Origin of the sequence: Saccharicrinis carchari (assembly GCF_900182605.1) — a bacterium.
Lineage (GTDB): Bacteria > Bacteroidota > Bacteroidia > Bacteroidales > Marinilabiliaceae > Saccharicrinis > Saccharicrinis carchari.
This window is the reverse complement of sequence record NZ_FXTB01000001.1, coordinates 1200247-1218910: the sequence shown is the minus strand read 5'-3', so window position 1 is coordinate 1218910 and position 18664 is coordinate 1200247. Positions and strand designations below refer to the sequence as shown.

Sequence of the window (18664 nt, the reverse complement as noted above, 5' to 3'; positions counted from 1 at the left end):
GGTCGGCTGTGAGTAGTCGGAACGAAGCGAACCCGAAATGATGCAGATAAATGGCAATAGGGCTTCATTTCATTCAATATCACCTCAACTTATTCAAGCGTATTTTTAACGCGAATGCGGCAATCCGTATACAGCATGGTAGCAAAGCACGATAAATAAACAATTAGCAATGGGGAGCTAGCAGTACAAGTACACGGTAAGCTGTCCAGAAGTTACTGCCCCATAGCCATCATCTAAAAATAAATGCAGCTATCGATCTGTTGACCTGACTACGTTTTGTTGATATGGAGTAAGTTGTACCGTAAAATGGCGAAGGATAGGAGCTTCGTCAATAATTTTATAGCCTGTTTTAATTTCCGACCTTCTATGGTACACATTTTTAAGTGCTGCGGCGATTACATCCATATGATTATTGGTATATACGCGGCGCGGTATGGCCAGGCGCAGCAGTTCCAATTTCGGGTACCTGTTTTTGCGGGTGATTGGATCACGATCGGCAAGCAGGGCGCCAATCTCCACGGCGCGCGCACCGGCCTCTTTGTACAGCTCTACGGCCAATGTTTGTGCAACAAACTGCTCCTTGGGCAGATGTGGCAGAAAGCGTTTGGCATCCACAAAAATAGCATGCCCGCCAAATGGTTCCTGAACGGGTACGCCAAAACCCTTTAGTTTCTGCCCCAAATAGGCAACCTGCTTAATCCTGGTTTCCAGATAATCGAATTCCGTTCCTTCGTCGAGGCCTTGAGCCAGGGCATTCATATCGCGGCCACTCATTCCTCCGTAAGTTATATAACCCTCGTAAATAATGTTGAACTGAGCGGCTTTTTTAAAAAGGGCTTCTTCCTTCAAAGCAATAAAACCGCCCATATTTACAATGCCGTCTTTTTTACTACTCATGGTCATACCGTCGGCATGGGTAAACATCTCTGCCACTATCTGTTTGATTGTTTTTGATGCATACCCTGGCTCGCGTGTCTTTATGAAATAAGCATTTTCGGCAAAGCGAGCCGAATCGAAGATAACCCGGATGCCATACTTTTTACTTAGTTCATATACCTCGCGTAGGTTTTCCATCGAAACCGGCTGGCCACCTGCCGAGTTGCAGGTAACAGTTACAATAGTTGCGGGGATACGCTCTTTGGGGTATTTCAGGTAAACAGATTCCAGCTTATTTAAGTCAACATTTCCCTTAAAAGGATGCTGTGCCGTGGTGTCGAAGGCCTCGTTAATGGTGCAGTCTATAGCGGTGGCTTTACGGAATTCGATATGTCCTTTGGTGGTGTCGAAGTGGGTATTGCCGGGTATTACGTCGCCTTCGGAAATCAGAGCGGAGAATAGTACGTTTTCGGCGGCTCGTCCCTGGTGGGTGGGTAGCATATACTCGAAACCCAATATATTTTTGACAGCGTGCTTTAAGTTATAGTAGGATGTAGCACCCGCATAACTCTCGTCGCCCATCATCATCGAAGCCCATTGACGGTCGCTCATGGCCCCTGTGCCACTATCTGTTAACAAATCAATAAAAACCTGCTCACTCTTAAGGTTGAACAAGTTATAGCCTGCCTCTTTTATCCAGCGCTGGCGTTCTTCTTTGGAGCTTTTTCGGATGGGCTCCACCATCTTTATTTTATAGGATTCTGAAAATGGCAATTCCATGGTAATTCTTTTTGATGATTATACTATTGTATAGTAATATTTGCCCCGGAAACATCGAGACATAAAAAACAAGATAGCATCAGCTTTGGAATAAAATGCATCAGCAACAAAAAATAGAAAGAATTACAAACAAAAAGAGTCCCTGTTTTTAATGTTAAGGAACAAACGGTAAGTTAATACGGATAATATGGTGAGTGTGTTTTTCAAACCTTTTAATTAAATGGTTTTGTACAAATATACAAAATCATAATAATCAAACATTGGGTTGATACAACAAATCTGTTGTAGAGGCATAGAGTAGCCCCTAAAAGCTATCTGGAAAAAAATCCCCAACGATGAATCATTCGACACAAAAAGTAAACTGTTCGTGTAAATAAGAAAATTATAAAAATAAACAGGAAACTTTTTTCTTATTAAAGTTGAACCATTGCCATATCAGATCAAAAGATCAACAAAAACAGCGATGATAAATAGGTTAAGTGTGGTAGGTCCTATTTTAAACTCCATGCAACATGCTTATTTGGGATCAATAAACGAAGTAACTTAAAAAAACCAAATATAAAATGTTTGGAACCATAGATTCGATAATGCGAATAAGAGCATATTAATTTACAAGTTAAAAAAAATCAAACCCAAAAGTAATGAAAAAACCATTGATCACAGCGTTTATGATTGTGTTATCACTATCGCTTAATGGTCAGGAACCGATGTTTAAAGCATTGTTTATGTTTAACTTTGCCAAATACATCGAATGGCCAAACCAAGACACAGAAAGGGAGTTTATAATTGGTGTTTACGGAAACGACCCAATCATTGAAGAACTCAATAAGCTGGCCTCGAGCCGTAAGGTAAACAACAAAATTATTGTTGTAAGGCATGTCAGCAGCCCGTCGGAGGTACCCAATGCCAATATTATATTTCTCTCCGGCAAAGCCTCGGGTAATATGAAGCAGTTGACCTCGTATTTCAAGGGCAAACCTACATTGATTATCACCGAAAATACAAACTATTGTGCAAGGGGCGCCGGCATTAATTATGTTATGCAGGGAGGTAAATTAAAATTTGAGATTAAAAAGTCTAATATTACTTCTCACGGGCTCAATGTAGACCCAAAACTTATATCACTCGGTATCGAAATTAACTAAACTACAAAAAAATAATATCATGTTACAGAAAAAATATATTATCGTATTTTTATTTGGGTTAATTGCCTTGTCAGGGGCAGCACAACAATCCCCCAAAAATATTGACCTAATAACCCGAGAAGAAGTCCTTGAGATGAGTATGGATGACCTCTTGTCCTACGATCTTGCCGACGTAATAAAACTAATGGAGTTAGTAGGTGCTTCTTCAATGGAAGATTTGTATGAACTACTTTTGAATAAAGATGTTACTTCTGCATCCAAATCTGCCGAAAGCGTATTTGACTCGCCGTTATCTACCACCGTACTTACCTACGATGAGATCAATGCATCCGGAGCTACCTCCATTGAAGAGGCATTGCGCCTTGTGCCCGGCGTTATTGTAAGGGAAAAAACCAACGGTAATTATGATGTACACATCAGAGGTGGGCAGAACATGCCCATGAACAATGTGCTATTGTATGCCGAAAATACGACAACCCTTGTGATGATTGATGGCCGTCCGGTGTTCAATTATGGTATGGGTGGTATACTATGGGAAACATTACCCGTAAGCCTTGGAGAACTCGATAGGATTGAAGTGGTACGCGGACCATCCAGCGCACTATACGGTCCCAATGCAGTTAATGGTGTAATTAACCTGATTACTAAAGATATTACCCAAGACACTCCACTTGTTTCCGCCAATTTTCAGGGAGGAACACAATCAACCTATATTGGTGATTTTAGCATCAGCAAGAAATTGAACGATAAAATATCTGCAGGCTTTTCCACCTCATACGAACAACGTGACAGAAATACGGATGAGGTGTACGCACTATACGATGATAAGTTCCTTTCATTGGCAGATTATCAGCAACGCAGAATAGCTGAGGGATGGAGTTCCGAAGATATATATGAAATGATAGAAGAACCAAACAGAGCCAAGGAGAAAATGGGGGTAAATGCATATATCTATTTTGCCGCAAACACTAAGCTCAACTTTAACCTGAGCGGAGGCTATTTGGAATCGGAAGCCATGACCTCTACCATAGGCGACACCCCAACGCCTTACAACGTGCGTAATGCGCAAGGGTATTTTATAAACCTGGCCGGTAAGATATACGGATTTAATTTACAGGCAAGTCTTAACAATATTGAGCAGGATTTATCTAAAGGTATAAAAGGATGGAAGCAAGATACCGAACAGTACAATGTACATTTGGATTATTTATTTAAATGGGACAAGTTTAGTTTTCGTCCGGGGCTTAGTTACCAGTCTGTATATTATGACGATAGGGAACATATCGATTTCATTGGCCAAGGATTTGTTAATGGAAGGGAAGCGTTAAGAAATTATGCGGTTAGTGGAAGACTGGACTATAACCCAACTGAAAAAATAAGGTTGGTGGCGGCTTTGAGAGCCGAAAAATATGAGGTGCCAGATAAAATAATACCTTCCTATCAGTTCATATCATCCTATAAAATAAATGAAAACAACTTGTTAAGAGCCGTATATTCCCGTGCCAACCAAAGTACATTTGTTGTTGATGCCTATAGCTCATATATTTGGAGTAGTGAAGGATTGAGCTCGCCGGAGTATATTCATTTTATGGGAAACCCGGATCCGTCTATGATGACTATGGACATGCTGGAAATTGGTTTTAGAACACGACCCACAAGAAAAATACTTATTGACATCGAAGCATTTTATAATAAAGCGAAAGATTATAGTGCTTTGATGCCGGACAGTATGAGAACAGTTGTATATTCTGATCCAACAACTATTGCCCCGGTAACGTCAGTGTATGAATCGTATAGGCCACTTGATTTAAAAAGTAAACAATATGGGTTGAGCATTAGTGCTGATATGGTGTTGTCCGAGAAGCTAATCCTGAAGGCTCACATGACCTATCAAAAATCAACAGTGGACAACTTCCAGGATGCCAACATGTTTGATATCGCGAATAGGCAAGGTAATGCCTATATACCAGGTATGACCGACGATATTATGCAATATATCACGTACGTTCAATCGGGTGGAACGATGGGCTCGAATATTCCTCCCCAACCAAGTTATAGCTCTGCTATTCAGCCTGATCCAAGCACATTTAAGGATGATGTGGATAACGAAGCTATACCTTCATTCTGGGGTAGTGTAGCTTTAACCTATAAACCAACTGCTAAATTAAGTGTTAACGCGCAAGCATACTACTACGACAAGTATAATTTATATACCATGTACGATGCGCAAGAGTCAAGACTCGCCCTTGGCAATTTAAATTATACCGGATCTATGGAGGCCAAGTTTTTATTGAATGCTAAAGTGAGTTACAAGGTTAACGATAAAGTTAACTTGTTTGTCAATGGCAGAAACATATTAAATAACGACAAACAAGAATATATTTTTATGGATAACATTGGAAGTTTATACTTTGCCGGATTTAATGTGAGTTTTTAAATTGAGAGAAATGAGATGAATGTCCTACAAAGAGGCTGCTCCTGAATAAGGCAGTCTCTTTTTTTTACCGCATCTTTTCGATAGAGAAGAAGAACACTTCCTGGTCATCCTCCTTCCATGGTCAATGCATACAGTCCATCCCGCTAAAACAAAATTAATCGGCCAGGTCTATGAATTACTCCCTTTGTTAAGGGGGGTTGCTATGTGCCCGAACCTCTACTATTTTAATGATCAATATATTACGGAAGGTATTTGACAGTAAACCGTTATTTAATAGTGCCATAAGCTAATTATTGTTATATTTAAGTGTGGGTAAACAAGTTAACATACCAACCATCGTTGTCGATTACCGCGAGGAGCGTTCCGGGATACCTGATCTGTTATGCCAGTTGGGATGCGATGTGCAGTTGACAAGTTTAAAAGCGGGAGATTATATCGTCAATGACAGTATCATTGTAGAACGGAAATCGAAAGATGATTTTGTGCTTTCCTTGATGCAAGGCCGCTTATTCAAACAATGTGTATTATTACAAAAAAGTGGCTATGTAACTAGTTTGCTCATCGAAGGAAACCCTTACCATACCGTTCATAATGTTTCGCGAGAAGCTATTAGAGGCGCTTTGCTGTCGGTTTCGCTATCGTGGCAGATACCCATTAATTATTCGGCTAATAATAGCGATACGGCTAATATGATTATGCGGATTGCAGAACAAAACCCCAAAGATACCTTCATGGTTCAACGGTATGGTTACAAACCAAAGACACTTCAAAAGCAGCAACTTTATTTTTTACAGGGATTACCCTTGATAGGGCCAAAACTGGCCAATGCACTGATGAAACACTTTAAAGGCATAGATAGGATAATGTCTGCCAGCGAAGTTGAACTGGCACAGGTATCCGGAATAGGTAAAAATAAAGCGATGCGGATATGGCAGTTTATCCGATCGGGGGAGTAGTACCTATTATTATTCATAAGCTTTATGCTGTCTGTCGATATCAAAACGCTAATCTAGGTATGGTTTTGGGCAGCATGGTTTGCCGTGTTGTGTAGAGGGTTTGTACTATTGGTGGTTCTTGGCCCTTGTTTGTGTACAGCCATGTAATCGACACGCTTGGAATAGGTGCTTGGCATTTTACCCACCGATTTAACTTCGGATCCCTAGGTCTATTTGGGATGAGTAGGCGGTATTATGTCATCCCATTTCTCTTTATCCCAAACGATTTTTAAAGTCGATATACCCAAATTCGCGCAATAAAGTAAAGCCTTTTTTGTTACTCCAAATACCTATAGAGGGATGTGTAACGCCGTTAAACATGGTGGTTTTAACCATGGTGTAATGAATCATATCCTCGAACACAATGCGGTTGCCCACTTGTAGTTCCTTCTCAAAGGAATAATCGCCCATAACATCTCCGGCCAAGCAGCTGTTGCCTCCCATTTTATACACATGCTTATTTTTGATGGCACCGATACTGGCGTTTACAATAGTCGGTTGATAAGGCATTTCAAGACAATCGGGCATGTGCGCGGCAAAGGACACATCGAGCATGGCGGTTTTAATACCGTGGTTACTAACGATGTCGATTACGGTGCTTGCCAAAACGCCTGTTCCCCAATTGAAAGCGCTGCCGGGCTCAAGTATAAGGTGCAAACCCCATTTGTCTTTAAAAGCTTTCAGTACGCTTATCAAATGATCTATATCGTAATCTTTGTGTGTCATCAGGTGTCCGCCACCCATGTTCAGCCATTTTATCTGCGGCAGAAATTGACCGAACTTTTGCTCTACTGCCTCTAGGGTTTTTTCCAGGTGGTATGAGTTGGATTCGCACAAGGAATGAAAATGCAAACCCTCGATACCATCAGGTAATAGTTCAGGCATTTCGGAAGATGGGATGCCCAATCTGGATCCGGGTATGCCCGGGTTGTATAAATCCGTTTTTACAGTGGAGTGTTCGGGGTTGATGCGCAGACCCATCGAAATAGCCTCCGGATGTTTAAGTACTTTGCATTTAAACCTCTGAAACTGACCTATTGAGTTAAAGGTAATATGGCTGCTATACGGTAAAATTTTATCAAAATCACCATCGGTATATGCCGGGGCATAGGTGTGTGCTTTACTTCCCATTTCCTCAAAGGCCAGCTGTGCTTCATTAAGGGAGCTGGCGGTGGCCGAAGGAATATATTCCCTGATAACAGGAAAAGCACCCCACATGGCAAAGGATTTAAAGGCAAGTATAATCTCAACCCCCGTGCTGTCCTTCACTGACTTTATTAATGCAAGGTTTTTGCGTAACAGATCTTCATTCAGCACAAAACAAGGGGAGGGGATATGCGTATAATTGATGGACATTTTTTACGACTATTTGATAAAAGATTAATTGATAAGAGTTTAAATAAGGAAAGATAAAGGCAAATCTGTCTTAATATGCACAACGTATATTAAATACGAGGATGCAAATTATTGACTGTATTAACTTTAAAACATCTGTAATTCAATGGTTTTTAAATAATCTCTTTCGCATCTGGTGTGTATTTAACCCTGTCTGCTAAAAGCAAACAAGGTTAAAGGGTGATTTAAAAAAAATATTTAAATGAAATGCTCCTGTACATTTTGACTCTATAACTCCAAATCTACGTTAAACTCTTCTACCCAAGGCAGCCCTAGTTTGTTGAGTTGTTCCATAAATGGATCCGGGTTAAACTCTTCCACATTAAACACACCCGGCTTTTTCCACAAACCTTGCAAATACATCATTGCACCAATGGTTGCGGGTACACCTGTGGTATAGCTCACACCTTGTGCTCCGGTTTCTTCGTAGGCCACCTGATGGCTGCAATTATTATAAACATAATAGGTGCGTTCCACACCGTCCTTTATGCCTCTTATCCTGCAGCCAATGGATGTTCCGCCCGTATAATTTTCGCCCAGTTCGCCCGGGTCGGGTAATACTGCTTTCAAAAATTGGATAGGTACAATTTCCTTTCCTTCGTATAGGATGGGTTTTATTCCGGCCATTCCAATGTTTTGTATTACCCTTAAGTGGGTAAGGTACTCTTGCCCAAAAGTCATCCAAAAGCGTGCTCTTTTAAGCGTAGGGAAGTTTTTTACCAGCGACTCCAGTTCCTCGTGATAAATGAGATACGATTCGCGGCTGCCAATGTTGGGATAGGTTAATGGCTTGTGTATTTCATGCGGCTCAGACTCCACCCATTGGCCATCCTGCCAATATTTACCTTTTTGGGTTACCTCGCGGATGTTTATCTCCGGATTAAAATTAGTGGCAAAGGCTTTACCATGATCACCCCCGTTGCAGTCTACAATATCCAGGTAATGTATCTCATCAAAATGGTGTTTGGCGGCATAGGCCGTAAAAACACTTGTTACTCCAGGGTCGAAACCGCATCCTAATATGGCAGTCAATCCTGCTTTTTTAAATTTATCCTGATAGGCCCATTGCCATTTGTATTCATATTTGGCTTCGTCCAAAGGCTCATAATTGGCCGTATCTAAATAGGATACGCCGGCTTCCAAACAAGCGTCCATAATGTGTAAATCCTGGTAAGGCAAGGCAACGTTTACAAGCAAATCCGGACCAAACGACTTTATCAGTTCAACTAATTCGGGCACATTGTCGGCATCAACTTTTGCAGTTTTAATTTTATTGCCACCTATTTTTTCGGCAATGGCATCGCACTTGCTCTTTGTACGACTGGCCAACATTATTTCTGTAAAAACTTCGGGCAGCCCGGCCATTTTGGTGGCTACCACCGTGCCTACGCCTCCGGCTCCAATTATCAATACTTTTCCCATCCTAAATAAAAAATATATGTTTTAGATTAATCGCTTAAGTTAGCAAAGAAAGATTAAAAATTGAAATTTGGAAAGCGGGGGATATGGTTTTTTATGGCTTTCCGGTTTGTTCTCTTAATTTTGCCATACTAAATTTTAGTATAGCATGGAAACCTCCCTATCAAAGGTAAATTTGATTTATTTTTCGGCCACAGGAAACACAAAAAAAATTGTTAAGGCAATAGGCCGAAACCTGGAATGGAAAAGGACAGTGGAACACAACCTGGCTGACGAAGAAAGCGACCTTTTTCAGCATAAAATTGAAAGGGATAGTTTAAGTATTATCGGTGTTCCTGTTTATAGGGGACGGGTACCCCTTTTGGTGGCCGAAAAACTACAAAAGCTGCAGTCCGACGGTTCGCTTGCTGTGCCGGTGGTCGTTTATGGAAATCGACATTTCGATGATGCCCTTCTCGAACTGAACGACATGGTTACAGGATGCGGTTTTAAGGTGATGGCAGCCGCTGCTTTTATTGGCGAGCATTCCTACTCCTCGGAGGAAAACCCGATAGCTCATCAGCGACCCGACAAGGAGGATATGGAACAATGCCGCAGCTTTGCCCGGGAAATCAAAATAAAGATACAGGAATCTACCTCTTATAAAATGCTCCACAGAAGTCGTTTGCCGGGAAATTATCCGTTTAAGGAACATCCGGCCATACCCTTATTATCGCCCGAAACCCTTGTGGATGATTGCATACTGTGCGGCATTTGTGGCGAGGTATGTCCTGCTGATGCCATTACGGTTAGTGCGGAGGTGCTAACCAAAAAAGAGGAATGCATTTGGTGCTGCGCTTGCGTTAAAAGATGCCCTACACAGGCCCGGGTATTTAAAAACGAATGGATAGATAATTTTGTGGAGATGTTAACTACGCATTGCCAGGCACGCAAAGAACCTGCATGTTTTTTTTAGCTTGAGATAATATTTCAGTAAATTGAGCAACGGAAAAGAGGAATGTTTAAGTTTTTACATTTGTGATGGTGCTGTGCGTGATTAGTCGAACCCAGGAGTACCCAAACTAAAAAGTGTGAATTCAAAAACGAAATATAGAGGCCTATGTTTGATGAAATAACGAGTAATTTTCAGGTAAGTGTTGATTTGGTGATAGATAAAGTTAAAAGCTGGGTAGACACCTTTGTTTCCATGCTGCCCAACTTTGTTGTAGCTACTTTGGTAATGTTAGCAACGGCACTTGTGGCAAAGTTAATTCGCCGTTTCGTGTACAAAGTTATGCGTCGCATCACCAAAAACGAAGCCATCAACAGGCTTACTTCAACGGTGGCCGTGATGGTTGTTTTTGCCTTTGGATTTTTTATTGCCCTGCGTATATTAAACCTGGATAAAACCGTAACTTCTTTGTTGGCCGGGTTAGGTATTGTTGGACTCGCCTTGGGTTTTGCTTTTAAAGATATTGCGGCCAACTTTATAGCAGGTATTTACCTGGCTATTAAAAGTCCCATTAATATGAATGATATTATCAAATATCAGGATGCGCATGGGGCGGTTAAGAAAATAGGTTTACGTGCCACCACTGTTAAAACTTTTCAGGGGCAGGATGTTATTATACCGAATCGTTTGATTGTGCAGGAGAAATATACACATTATAGCATCAATGGGGAACGCAGAGTAGATCTGGATGTAGGTGTTTCGTACGGCGACGACCTGGAAAAGGTAGAAGAGGTGGCCTTGACAGCAATAAAAAAGTTATCGAATTTGAAAAAAGTAAAACCGGTAGATTTATATTTTAAGGAGTTTGGGGATAGTGCCATTGTTTTTACCGTTAGGTACTGGGTAATTTATTCGCCACATAATTTCCTGGAGTATTTAGCTGCCTTGAGCCAAGGAATAAAGAATATAAAAAAGGCTTTTGACGAAAACGATATCACCATTACATTCCCTATTCGCACCATCGATTTTGGCATAAAAGGAGGGAAATCTTTGGCCGATATAATGGCACAAAATCACGACCAGCAACACACAAAAACCGATTCAAAATGATTGTGAACCGGTTTGTTATTGATGGGATAACCATCATCCTGTTGCCAATATGTTTAGGTGCGGTGTTGGGTTATTCTGGTCGTTTAAATCTGCGTGTAAATATAGAGCCGGCATTGGTAAAAGCGTCGTTAAACGATTGTAAACTGTTGTAGATATTTTTTTCCATCTGGTCGTAATCGCGCTGTCCCATTTTTTCCGATGACGATGATAAGCGTACATATTGCGCCTGCAGTTCATCCCGCAGTGTATGCAGATCCTTTAAAGTGGATTCTTCCACTGTGCGGAGTGGATCGTTGTGTTGCCCGTTCAGGCCATCTTGTATTTCTTTTAACTTACGATTGATTTCATCAATCCTTTGTTTTGTTTCGGCAATTAATTTATTCTTGTCCATGATATTGATTTTTAAATAGTTTACTTCGTTTCGTGAAACACCAACACAGGGATTTCCGATTTTTCAAGTATTTCTTTGGTGTGATTTTCCTTAAATAAACGTGCAAAAAACGATTTATTTTGTTTAAGCACAACAGCCAAATCGGTCTGATTTGTTTCTGCAAAATCAGCCAGCAGTTGAGCTACATCATCGTCGTTTTCACGGTGTATCGCTTTAACAATAAGATTAGCATAAGGTAGTTTTTCCTGTATCATCTCTTTAAAACCCGCTTTTTTTATCCTGTTGTTAAAATCGCCGCTATCTGTAATGTGTAAGGCGGTTATGTTAGGCATTAGGTGTGGGAAAAGGTGAATGAGTTTTGAGAGGTTGCTCACATCTTCTTCGTTATAATCAGTGGCATAAACAATATTTTTTATCGGTCTATAAACATCACCTTTCGGGATAATCCATACCGGGCATTTCAGCTCCCTAATTAAGTCCATGTTGCTGCTTGTTTGCGACCAGAAGCTTGCCTCCGCACGACTTTCGATAACGGCCATTTCTATATTTTTGTCGTTTATTACTTTTTCGGCACTTACTTCGGTGCCTCCTATTTCAACGGTGATGCCGGTAAATACGTTGTTAGAGACTTCAGCACTTAGCTCGTTCATATAGCGTTGCAAAATTGTTTTTGAGTTTTCCAGAAATTCTTCCATGGTTTTATGAATTTCCAGGGAAGCTTGACCCATATTATTGGCGGTAACGTTTAATGGATATTCTACTCGTGAGTAGGCATATAAAACATGTACATTAACCTTTAAGTTAGTTGCCATTTGGGCAACATATCGTATAAATCCCTTTGACTCTTTTGGTTCATTAATAATGGCTAATAGCGTTTTCATATCTTTTGTTTTTAGGTTCGATAGTTAAAATTACAAGCTTTGTGCCTAATTGTACACTGAATTGGTTAACTGTATACAAGTAGCCGATTGAAAGCTTGTTATACTATAAAAAACTTCTTTAAAAGTATTGCCTGTTTTGTTCTATTGTGTAAATTAAAGGAATAATGTGTAAAAAAAAGCCGTTCAAAAAAAATGAACGGCTCTTATGATTAGATGAAGTTTTTTGCGGTATGCTTAGTTCTCAATATCTGACGGTGGGCTGGATACTTTGTTTGAACTTACAGCTCCTGCGGTAGCGCTATTTATAAGATTGTTCTTCATCTCCTCTATGGCATTGGGGTGTATGGCCGATATGGGCTCATGCTTGCCTTCGATGCCTGTGATGACGGATATGTTTTTCGCCGGGAAATAATTCAGTGTTTCGGCAAAAGGACGAATCAAACTTTCAAAGTTCTCGATCAGATAAATGGTATTGCCCGATTCCGGGTTTTTACTCACAATATCGATGGTCTCTTTGAGTTCTTCAATTTCGCCCTCGGCTTTACCCAGGAACGAGAATGTTTGTTGCTTGGCCTGCAATATCATCTGTTCTTTTTGTGCCAGTGCGGGGGTCACTATCTCGGCCTCATACTTATGGCTCAGCATTTCAAGTTTTTGACGCTCGGCCTCAATTTCCGAAAGGAGTACAGCTTCTTGTGCCTTCATGTCCTGAAACACCTTCTCTATACCCACTTTCTCCAATTGCTTCTCCTTCATGATGCGCACCTTGGTTTCGGCCACCAACTGATCGTATTGGTTCTCGATATTTCGCACCCCTACTTCTGCTTTGCGGGCTTCTTCCTGTTCCACGGCATTGGCTCTGGATTCGGCAATGGCTTTGCGGGCTTTCGTTTCGGCGTTTACCGTTTGCACGCGTTTAAGCAGGGCGATGTACAAATCGGGTTCCTCAACCCCTGCCAGCCGGTGGTCGTCTACATCGGCAATGTTCATGGTGGTAATTTCCAGGCCTATGTTCTCCAGGTCGCTTTTACACACGTTAATCATTTTGGCCACCAGGGTATCCTTGTCCTGCATCACCTGGATAGGGGTCATGGTGGCGATGGAATCGCGCAGGTGGCCTTCAATGATGTTGCTGGCCAGCTGTTTCAGTTCATCTTCGCGTTCCACCATGTGCAGTATGCGGATGGCCGCCAGGCTGCGCCCCGCCTGGTTGGAGGCAATGGCAAAACTAACGGTGGCTTTAACGTTGAGTGGCACCACGCCCTCGGCTATGGCCGAATCAACCACCACCTCAATGGTGTGGGGGGTCAGGTCCATTTTGGCAAAACGGTGCAGCAGCGGAATAGTAAAAATCCTGCCCCCGCTTATCATCTGAAAACCTTTTTTGCCGGCCACACCCGATATGATGCCCAATTCGTTACCACCCACAATACGCATGTTGGAGATAACCTGCACCAAAAGGGTGAGTATTATCAATCCTAAAAATACACTTACAAATACAATCATTTTAAAGCCTCCTGTTTTTTAGTTGCAAAAAAATCTTTTACGGCAATACCGGTCACTTTCTCAAATTCGCCCAGGAAGCCCACAAACGATTCGGGTCCCCTGTTTACGGCGCTGCTAAATCCTTTGTCTTTGTCCATGAGCACAAACGAATCCACGGATATTTCGGAGGAGTACTTTTTAAAGGCATCGTAAAGGTGGGGGAGTTGTTGTTGCAGGAACAGTACCGAGGAGCCTATCTCTTTGGCTTGGGTTATTACCTCCATCTTTTTACTCAAAATACTATTTTTTGCATTTTCAATTATTATCACCGATTCCTTGTCGCCCTGGCTCAATATGTCGGCCGCCTTATTTTGGGCAGTCTCTTTGATGATAATGTCGGTTTCGTTTTTCAGTTTGTTCAGTTCGGTGTTCAGTTCCTCAATACGCTTTAGTCCTTTGTTACGGGCCGCTTCAATTTTGTTTTGCGCTTCGAACTGGGCTTGGGTAATAGTAGCTTCGCTCTCGCGCTTGTACAATTCCAACTTCTCGCGCGAATTGATAATCTGTTCGTCGGCCTTGGCTTTGGCCAGTTCTACCCTGCGATTGGCATCCGATTCCGATTTCTCGGCAATGGCCCGTAACCTGGCCTCTTCAATTTCTACTTCCTGGCGTTTTTCGGCCAGTGTTTTCTGGGCAAGGTTGCCGATATAGTTTGAGCTGTCCCAAATCTTTTGCAACGACACGGATACCACCTTCATTCCAAAGCTGGCCAAATCGCTGTTTATATCTACCAAAAGGGCATTCCGGAATTGGGCTCTGTCGCCATCGCTCGCGCTCTCTTCCTCGTCCGCGGATTCGTCGCTGTGCAAGCTCTCCTGCATGCCTATGGCTTCCAAAGGCGTGGCCTTGTTCAATGCGCCCCTAAAGTTTCCTATTAGGGTTTGCCTCACTTGTTCCTGCAGCTCGTCGATGTCTTTCCCCATAAGCCTTTCCACCGCGGAGTACAGCATGGCTGTGTTGTCGTCGTCGATGCAGACACAGGCCGTGGCATCGGCGCCCACGGTAATGCCGTTGGCCGAGTTGACGCCATCCACCTGCACATTGATGGGGAGCACCCTTAAATCGAGGTGCTGATCGCTCTGAAAATAAGGGATAACACTGCTTCTGCCGCGCTCAACGCTAAAACCAAAAGTCTTGTCGTTCTCCTTCCTTTTTCGCCCGGTGATAACCAGTAGCTTATCGGGCGGGGCCACTTTGATAAATGCTTTGAGGATGGCCAGCAGAATGAAAAAAGAGATTACTGCCAGAATTCCTTCAAAGAGACCTCCTGAGGCCGCACTAAAAAAATCTTCCATAAGGTTTTTGTTTAGTAATGAATGAATATTGATGAATGAATAATAATGATTGGTGTTGGGTAAATGATACAAGTATTTTTTTCAATTAGATGTTTCGTAAGAAAAACAGAAATTCCTCTCAAATTCAATTCGGTAGGCTTTAATGTTCTGTCTGTTGATAACTTATGTCTTAACGCTAAAATCTTGATACTTGATACTTTTTAGTCTAACACTATTGTTTTTGGATATAAACCACATCCTTGTCCACATTGCAAATCACCACTTTATCGCCCTTTTTCACGGGGGAGTCCGCAGAGGCCAGCTTGGCATAGCGCTCCAATGTTACCGAACCGAAGGTAATACGCACTTTGCCCATGGATGAACCGGTGATAGGCAGGAGTGCCTCGCCGGGTAAATTCAGGAGTTCGCGCTCCCTAAAGCTGGAGTCGAGCTTTTTGTTTTGGATATGCTTGAAAATTTTGAAGATAAGTACGGTGACTATTCCTACGGGGATGCTCCACAACAGGCTGGATATACGGCTTTCGCCGGTCAGGATGGCAAAGGTTCCGATAATGCCGAACCCGGCAGCAAAATAGACCAGTGTGCGCAGCCAGCTGATAAACTCAAGGATAATACTCGATTTATGCTTTTTATAATCTACGATGTACGATCCATCTTCGTGTTCGGATAGCTCCATGTCCTGGGCTCTGCCCGAGGTATGCAGCACATCGGAGATGCGCGTATCGTGGTCGCCCTCGGTGTCGTCGCCATCATCTCCATCATCGCCGTCATCGGCGCCATCCCCATCACCGCCATCGGCCTGGAAAGAGGATATGGCATTTGTAAAAAAATCAACGAGTATTACGCCTATGCCAAATACGCCGGTGGCAATGTAAAGGTAAAGAAGTCGGTCCATTTGTTTGGTTTGTTTATTGGGTTATTGTTTTGTATGGTTAAGCGTTTTTAACTGCGTTGAGTTTGGTTTTTAGTTCATTTTCCAGCTTAACCAGCTCAACTTCTGCCTCGGCGCGTTTTACCTTGCCTTCTTTTTGTATGGCCAGTGTTTCTTCAATGGTGGTTATAAGGTCGTTGTTCACCTTTTTCAAGGTCTCTATTTCAACAATGCCCCGTTCGTTTTCTTTGGCCGTTTCAATGGATCCGGCTTTGAGCATCTCCGAATTTTTTGTGAGCAGCTCGTTGGTGGTCTTTGTAATCTCCTTTTGCAGCGCCAGTGCTTTGTTCTGCCTAAAAATACTGATGGCGATTACCACCTGGTTTTTCCACAAGGGAATGGTGTTGAGTATGCTGCTCTGTATTTTTTCAACCAGTAGTTGGTCGTTGTTCTGTATCAGCCGTATTTGTGGGGCTGTTTGAATAGAGATGGTGCGGCTCAGTTTCAGGTCGTGCAGTTTTTTCTCGAAGCGGTGAACCATCTGTTTGTAATCGTGTAGTTTTTGGGCGTCTGCCGGATCGGCTGTGGCCGCTACTGTCTTTTCTATTTCAGGGAGTTCTTCGGCATAAACGCGGTTCAGTTTCAGCTGGCCTGCCGCAATATACAAATCCAGGTCAGCCAGGTACTCATGGTTCTTTTGGTATAGGGTATCGAGCATGGTAATGTCTTTTATCAGCTGCATCCTGGCTTTATCAAGCTCATCGACAATGCGTTCAATTTGGGTGCTCACTTTTTCGTAGCGGTTGATAAATCGCTTGACCGAGTTTACAAAATTACCCAACAATGGCACCCGGGAAAAAAAGCCGCCCCCGCCAATTTTATCTATCTTTAATTCGCGCACACTTTGACCTAAATTCATCAGGCTATCGCCGATGTATCCGGCATCCTTGGTTTTTACCTGCGTGAGAATGGTGTCGGAAAATGCAGATATATTACTTTGCGCTTGCACGCCATATTGAAGTATTGATTGCGAATCCTTAATATCGACATTTACGGCAAGTTGCTGCGCCTGTTCTTTTGCCTGTGGCGTTAGCTTATTTATGTCGATAAGCTGCGGTACATTGTTTTGAGTGTTATTTGGTGCGTCCATAGTTATAATCCCTCCGATTTTATAGTTTTTGCCAATACATTTAGTTCAACGTCCAGATCCATCACATCGTTGTTGTACAGTCTTTCGAGTTGTTTTTCAAAGGCCGACTCCACTGTGCCCAGCACTTTTTCGGCTTTGTTCAGCGATATTTCTGCGGCGGGCACGTAGGCTTTGTTGTTCTGCAGCGCCGCATATTTTGAAACGATGGTGCCGGTTGCATCGATGTAATAGTTTAAAAATTGCCTGGATATTTTAATGGAGTTGGGCCGCTGTTTAATTTCGTCCAATATTTTGTAGCCAAGGGCACAGATGTGCCTTATTTTTTGCTGAACCTCTATTTTATTCAGTTTTAATGCGCCGGCTTCTATTTCTTCCAGTTTTGTTCTGGCCAATTCAATCAGTTTAGATTTTCGCGACTCCCTGGCATTGTTTTTTGTTTTGTTGGTATGCAAATCTTTATTCCCCAGTAAAGTGTAAAGTGTAAAAAAGATACCGGCACCGGCAATGGCAGAAACAAAGATGGGCAGCTTGAAAAAAAAGAAAAGCAAAACAAACGACAGGATGGATAATATGCCTGATATTTGTCCTTTGTCATATTTCTGTTTTAGTTTGTTTTGGTTTGGAGGCATATAGGTTTTTTAAATAATAGATGCGCCATAATTATTCTATTATAATTATGGCCTCTGCTAATGTAGGAATTATTTAGTAATATTGAAACCTCAATTACACAATATGCAAACGCAACGCACCAAGTCCCCAACTTGATGCACTTGGCATCCGTTAAAAATCAAATATTAACTATTGCTATTTAATTCAGTATGATTTGGATAAAACTCGGGATATTACTTATCGGATTTGTTTATGCGGGCTTATTGCCCTATTCAATTCATAAGGCTTTGGCGCATGTAAGCTTCGACTTAGAAAAACATACACTCAGTTTTTTTAGCAACAAAACCCTGTATGGCGATAAGTTTGTTAAGGGTTATAAATGGTTACTGTTTGCTACGGCCATCCTAACCTATGCTTTTTTCTGGCTGCTCACAAAGTACTATAATTTGGGTCAGTATGAGCGCCTGATGAGATATATTGATTTGGGTTTTGCCTCCCTGGCGTTGTTGGCGTTTGTGCCGCATAACCTTAAGCCCTACAGTCTTAAAAGTCTGGCGCCCGCATTGCAAAGGTTTATGCACAATGTGCTGGCCGTTGTGGTGTTTTTAACGCTGCCGGCTCTCATTATTACTTTTCAAGTGGCTATTATTACCGAAATAAAATTCCTGGGCATTTTAGGCATGTCTATTATTGGCATTACCATACTTTCTGTTGCCTATACCATGCTTAAAAGCGGTATCAACGGTGCATCTGAATTGCTTTTTATCAATGGAGTAAGCATATGGACTATTATTGTAACCATGGTAACTTTTTTGAGTTAAGACAATAGATAAA

Annotated in this window: 16 protein-coding genes; 6 read left to right on the top strand and 10 right to left on the bottom strand. The window is 42.0% G+C overall.

What is annotated here, in order from left to right; translation table 11 throughout:
• Nucleotides 1–249: 249 nt before the first annotated feature.
• Nucleotides 250–1656 (bottom strand): tryptophanase, encoded by a 1407-nt coding sequence (locus FN809_RS04375; RefSeq protein WP_142532228.1) that lies wholly within the window; start codon nucleotides 1654–1656, stop codon nucleotides 250–252.
• A 641-nt stretch (nucleotides 1657–2297) separates the two neighbouring features.
• Between FN809_RS04375 and FN809_RS04370 the strand changes: the two genes are divergently transcribed.
• The 3 genes from FN809_RS04370 to FN809_RS04360 all read left to right on the top strand — a co-directional run bounded on the left by FN809_RS04370 (nucleotide 2298) and on the right by FN809_RS04360 (nucleotide 6194).
• A complete protein-coding gene (locus tag FN809_RS04370; protein ID WP_142532227.1) occupies nucleotides 2298–2801 on the top strand; it encodes a YfiR family protein in 504 nt (167 codons plus the stop codon).
• Between the two features lie 19 nt (nucleotides 2802–2820).
• Nucleotides 2821–5238, top strand: a complete 2418-nt coding sequence (locus FN809_RS17955; RefSeq protein WP_142532226.1) for a TonB-dependent receptor plug domain-containing protein — start codon at nucleotides 2821–2823, stop codon at nucleotides 5236–5238.
• A 308-nt stretch (nucleotides 5239–5546) separates the two neighbouring features.
• Nucleotides 5547–6194, top strand: coding sequence for an ERCC4 domain-containing protein (locus FN809_RS04360; protein WP_185957436.1), 648 nt, complete (start codon nucleotides 5547–5549; stop codon nucleotides 6192–6194).
• Nucleotides 6195–6446: 252 nt separating this feature from the next.
• Here the strand turns inward: FN809_RS04360 and nspC are convergent, their stop codons facing one another.
• The gene (gene nspC, locus FN809_RS04355; protein WP_142532224.1) at nucleotides 6447–7589 is read right to left on the bottom strand and encodes a carboxynorspermidine decarboxylase; all 1143 of its coding nucleotides are present in this window, start codon (nucleotides 7587–7589) and stop codon (nucleotides 6447–6449) included.
• Between the two features lie 267 nt (nucleotides 7590–7856).
• The gene (locus tag FN809_RS04350) at nucleotides 7857–9050 is read right to left on the bottom strand and encodes a saccharopine dehydrogenase family protein (RefSeq protein WP_142532223.1); all 1194 of its coding nucleotides are present in this window, start codon (nucleotides 9048–9050) and stop codon (nucleotides 7857–7859) included.
• A gap of 145 nt (nucleotides 9051–9195) precedes the next feature.
• Between FN809_RS04350 and FN809_RS04345 the strand changes: the two genes are divergently transcribed.
• Entirely contained in the window at nucleotides 9196–10002 is an 807-nt protein-coding gene (locus tag FN809_RS04345; protein ID WP_142532222.1) for an EFR1 family ferrodoxin, read from the top strand.
• 144 nt (nucleotides 10003–10146) lie between these two features.
• Nucleotides 10147–11088, top strand: coding sequence for a mechanosensitive ion channel family protein (locus FN809_RS04340; RefSeq protein ID WP_221929350.1), 942 nt, complete (start codon nucleotides 10147–10149; stop codon nucleotides 11086–11088).
• A 70-nt stretch (nucleotides 11089–11158) separates the two neighbouring features.
• Here FN809_RS04340 and FN809_RS04335 read toward each other — a convergent pair whose 3' ends face one another.
• From FN809_RS04335 to FN809_RS04305, 7 genes are all read right to left on the bottom strand, one after another.
• A complete protein-coding gene (locus FN809_RS04335; protein WP_142532221.1) occupies nucleotides 11159–11479 on the bottom strand; it encodes a hypothetical protein in 321 nt (106 codons plus the stop codon).
• Between the two features lie 20 nt (nucleotides 11480–11499).
• Nucleotides 11500–12360, bottom strand: a complete 861-nt coding sequence (locus FN809_RS04330; protein WP_142532220.1) for a universal stress protein — start codon at nucleotides 12358–12360, stop codon at nucleotides 11500–11502.
• 234 nt (nucleotides 12361–12594) lie between these two features.
• The gene (locus tag FN809_RS04325) at nucleotides 12595–13866 is read right to left on the bottom strand and encodes an SPFH domain-containing protein (RefSeq protein WP_142532219.1); all 1272 of its coding nucleotides are present in this window, start codon (nucleotides 13864–13866) and stop codon (nucleotides 12595–12597) included.
• Nucleotides 13863–15200, bottom strand: a complete 1338-nt coding sequence (locus FN809_RS04320) for an SPFH domain-containing protein (RefSeq protein ID WP_142532218.1) — start codon at nucleotides 15198–15200, stop codon at nucleotides 13863–13865. Before FN809_RS04320 ends, FN809_RS04325 begins: the two co-directional genes overlap by 4 nt.
• A gap of 211 nt (nucleotides 15201–15411) precedes the next feature.
• Nucleotides 15412–16095, bottom strand: a complete 684-nt coding sequence (locus FN809_RS04315) for a hypothetical protein (protein ID WP_142532217.1) — start codon at nucleotides 16093–16095, stop codon at nucleotides 15412–15414.
• A 37-nt stretch (nucleotides 16096–16132) separates the two neighbouring features.
• A complete protein-coding gene (locus FN809_RS04310) occupies nucleotides 16133–17221 on the bottom strand; it encodes a toxic anion resistance protein (RefSeq protein WP_142532216.1) in 1089 nt (362 codons plus the stop codon).
• A gap of 2 nt (nucleotides 17222–17223) precedes the next feature.
• Nucleotides 17224–17850 carry a 5-bromo-4-chloroindolyl phosphate hydrolysis family protein gene (locus FN809_RS04305; RefSeq protein WP_142532215.1) on the bottom strand — a complete coding sequence of 209 codons (627 nt, stop codon included), beginning with the start codon at nucleotides 17848–17850 and terminating at the stop codon, nucleotides 17224–17226.
• A gap of 189 nt (nucleotides 17851–18039) precedes the next feature.
• On the opposite strand from FN809_RS04305, the gene FN809_RS04300 reads away from it, so the two are divergent.
• Complete coding sequence (locus FN809_RS04300) at nucleotides 18040–18651, top strand: hypothetical protein (protein ID WP_142532214.1); 612 nt, start codon at nucleotides 18040–18042, stop codon at nucleotides 18649–18651.
• Nucleotides 18652–18664 lie beyond the last annotated feature (13 nt).

Bases quoted from the DNA above. Each gene is read 5' to 3' on its own strand.
- FN809_RS17955 (WP_142532226.1), top strand. From the start codon at position 2,821: ATGTTACAGAAAAAATATATTATCGTATTTTTATTTGGGTTAATTGCC.
- FN809_RS04315 (WP_142532217.1), bottom strand. From the start codon at position 16,095: ATGGACCGACTTCTTTACCTTTACATTGCCACCGGCGTATTTGGCATA.
- FN809_RS04370 (WP_142532227.1), top strand. From the start codon at position 2,298: ATGAAAAAACCATTGATCACAGCGTTTATGATTGTGTTATCACTATCG.
- FN809_RS04300 (WP_142532214.1), top strand. From the start codon at position 18,040: ATGATTTGGATAAAACTCGGGATATTACTTATCGGATTTGTTTATGCG.
- FN809_RS04345 (WP_142532222.1), top strand. From the start codon at position 9,196: ATGGAAACCTCCCTATCAAAGGTAAATTTGATTTATTTTTCGGCCACA.
- FN809_RS04330 (WP_142532220.1), bottom strand. From the start codon at position 12,360: ATGAAAACGCTATTAGCCATTATTAATGAACCAAAAGAGTCAAAGGGA.
- FN809_RS04320 (WP_142532218.1), bottom strand. From the start codon at position 15,200: ATGGAAGATTTTTTTAGTGCGGCCTCAGGAGGTCTCTTTGAAGGAATT.
- FN809_RS04350 (WP_142532223.1), bottom strand. From the start codon at position 9,050: ATGGGAAAAGTATTGATAATTGGAGCCGGAGGCGTAGGCACGGTGGTA.
- nspC (WP_142532224.1), bottom strand. From the start codon at position 7,589: ATGTCCATCAATTATACGCATATCCCCTCCCCTTGTTTTGTGCTGAAT.
- FN809_RS04335 (WP_142532221.1), bottom strand. From the start codon at position 11,479: ATGGACAAGAATAAATTAATTGCCGAAACAAAACAAAGGATTGATGAA.
- FN809_RS04310 (WP_142532216.1), bottom strand. From the start codon at position 17,221: ATGGACGCACCAAATAACACTCAAAACAATGTACCGCAGCTTATCGAC.
- FN809_RS04375 (WP_142532228.1), bottom strand. From the start codon at position 1,656: ATGGAATTGCCATTTTCAGAATCCTATAAAATAAAGATGGTGGAGCCC.
- FN809_RS04305 (WP_142532215.1), bottom strand. From the start codon at position 17,850: ATGCCTCCAAACCAAAACAAACTAAAACAGAAATATGACAAAGGACAA.
- FN809_RS04340 (WP_221929350.1), top strand. From the start codon at position 10,147: ATGTTTGATGAAATAACGAGTAATTTTCAGGTAAGTGTTGATTTGGTG.
- FN809_RS04325 (WP_142532219.1), bottom strand. From the start codon at position 13,866: ATGATTGTATTTGTAAGTGTATTTTTAGGATTGATAATACTCACCCTT.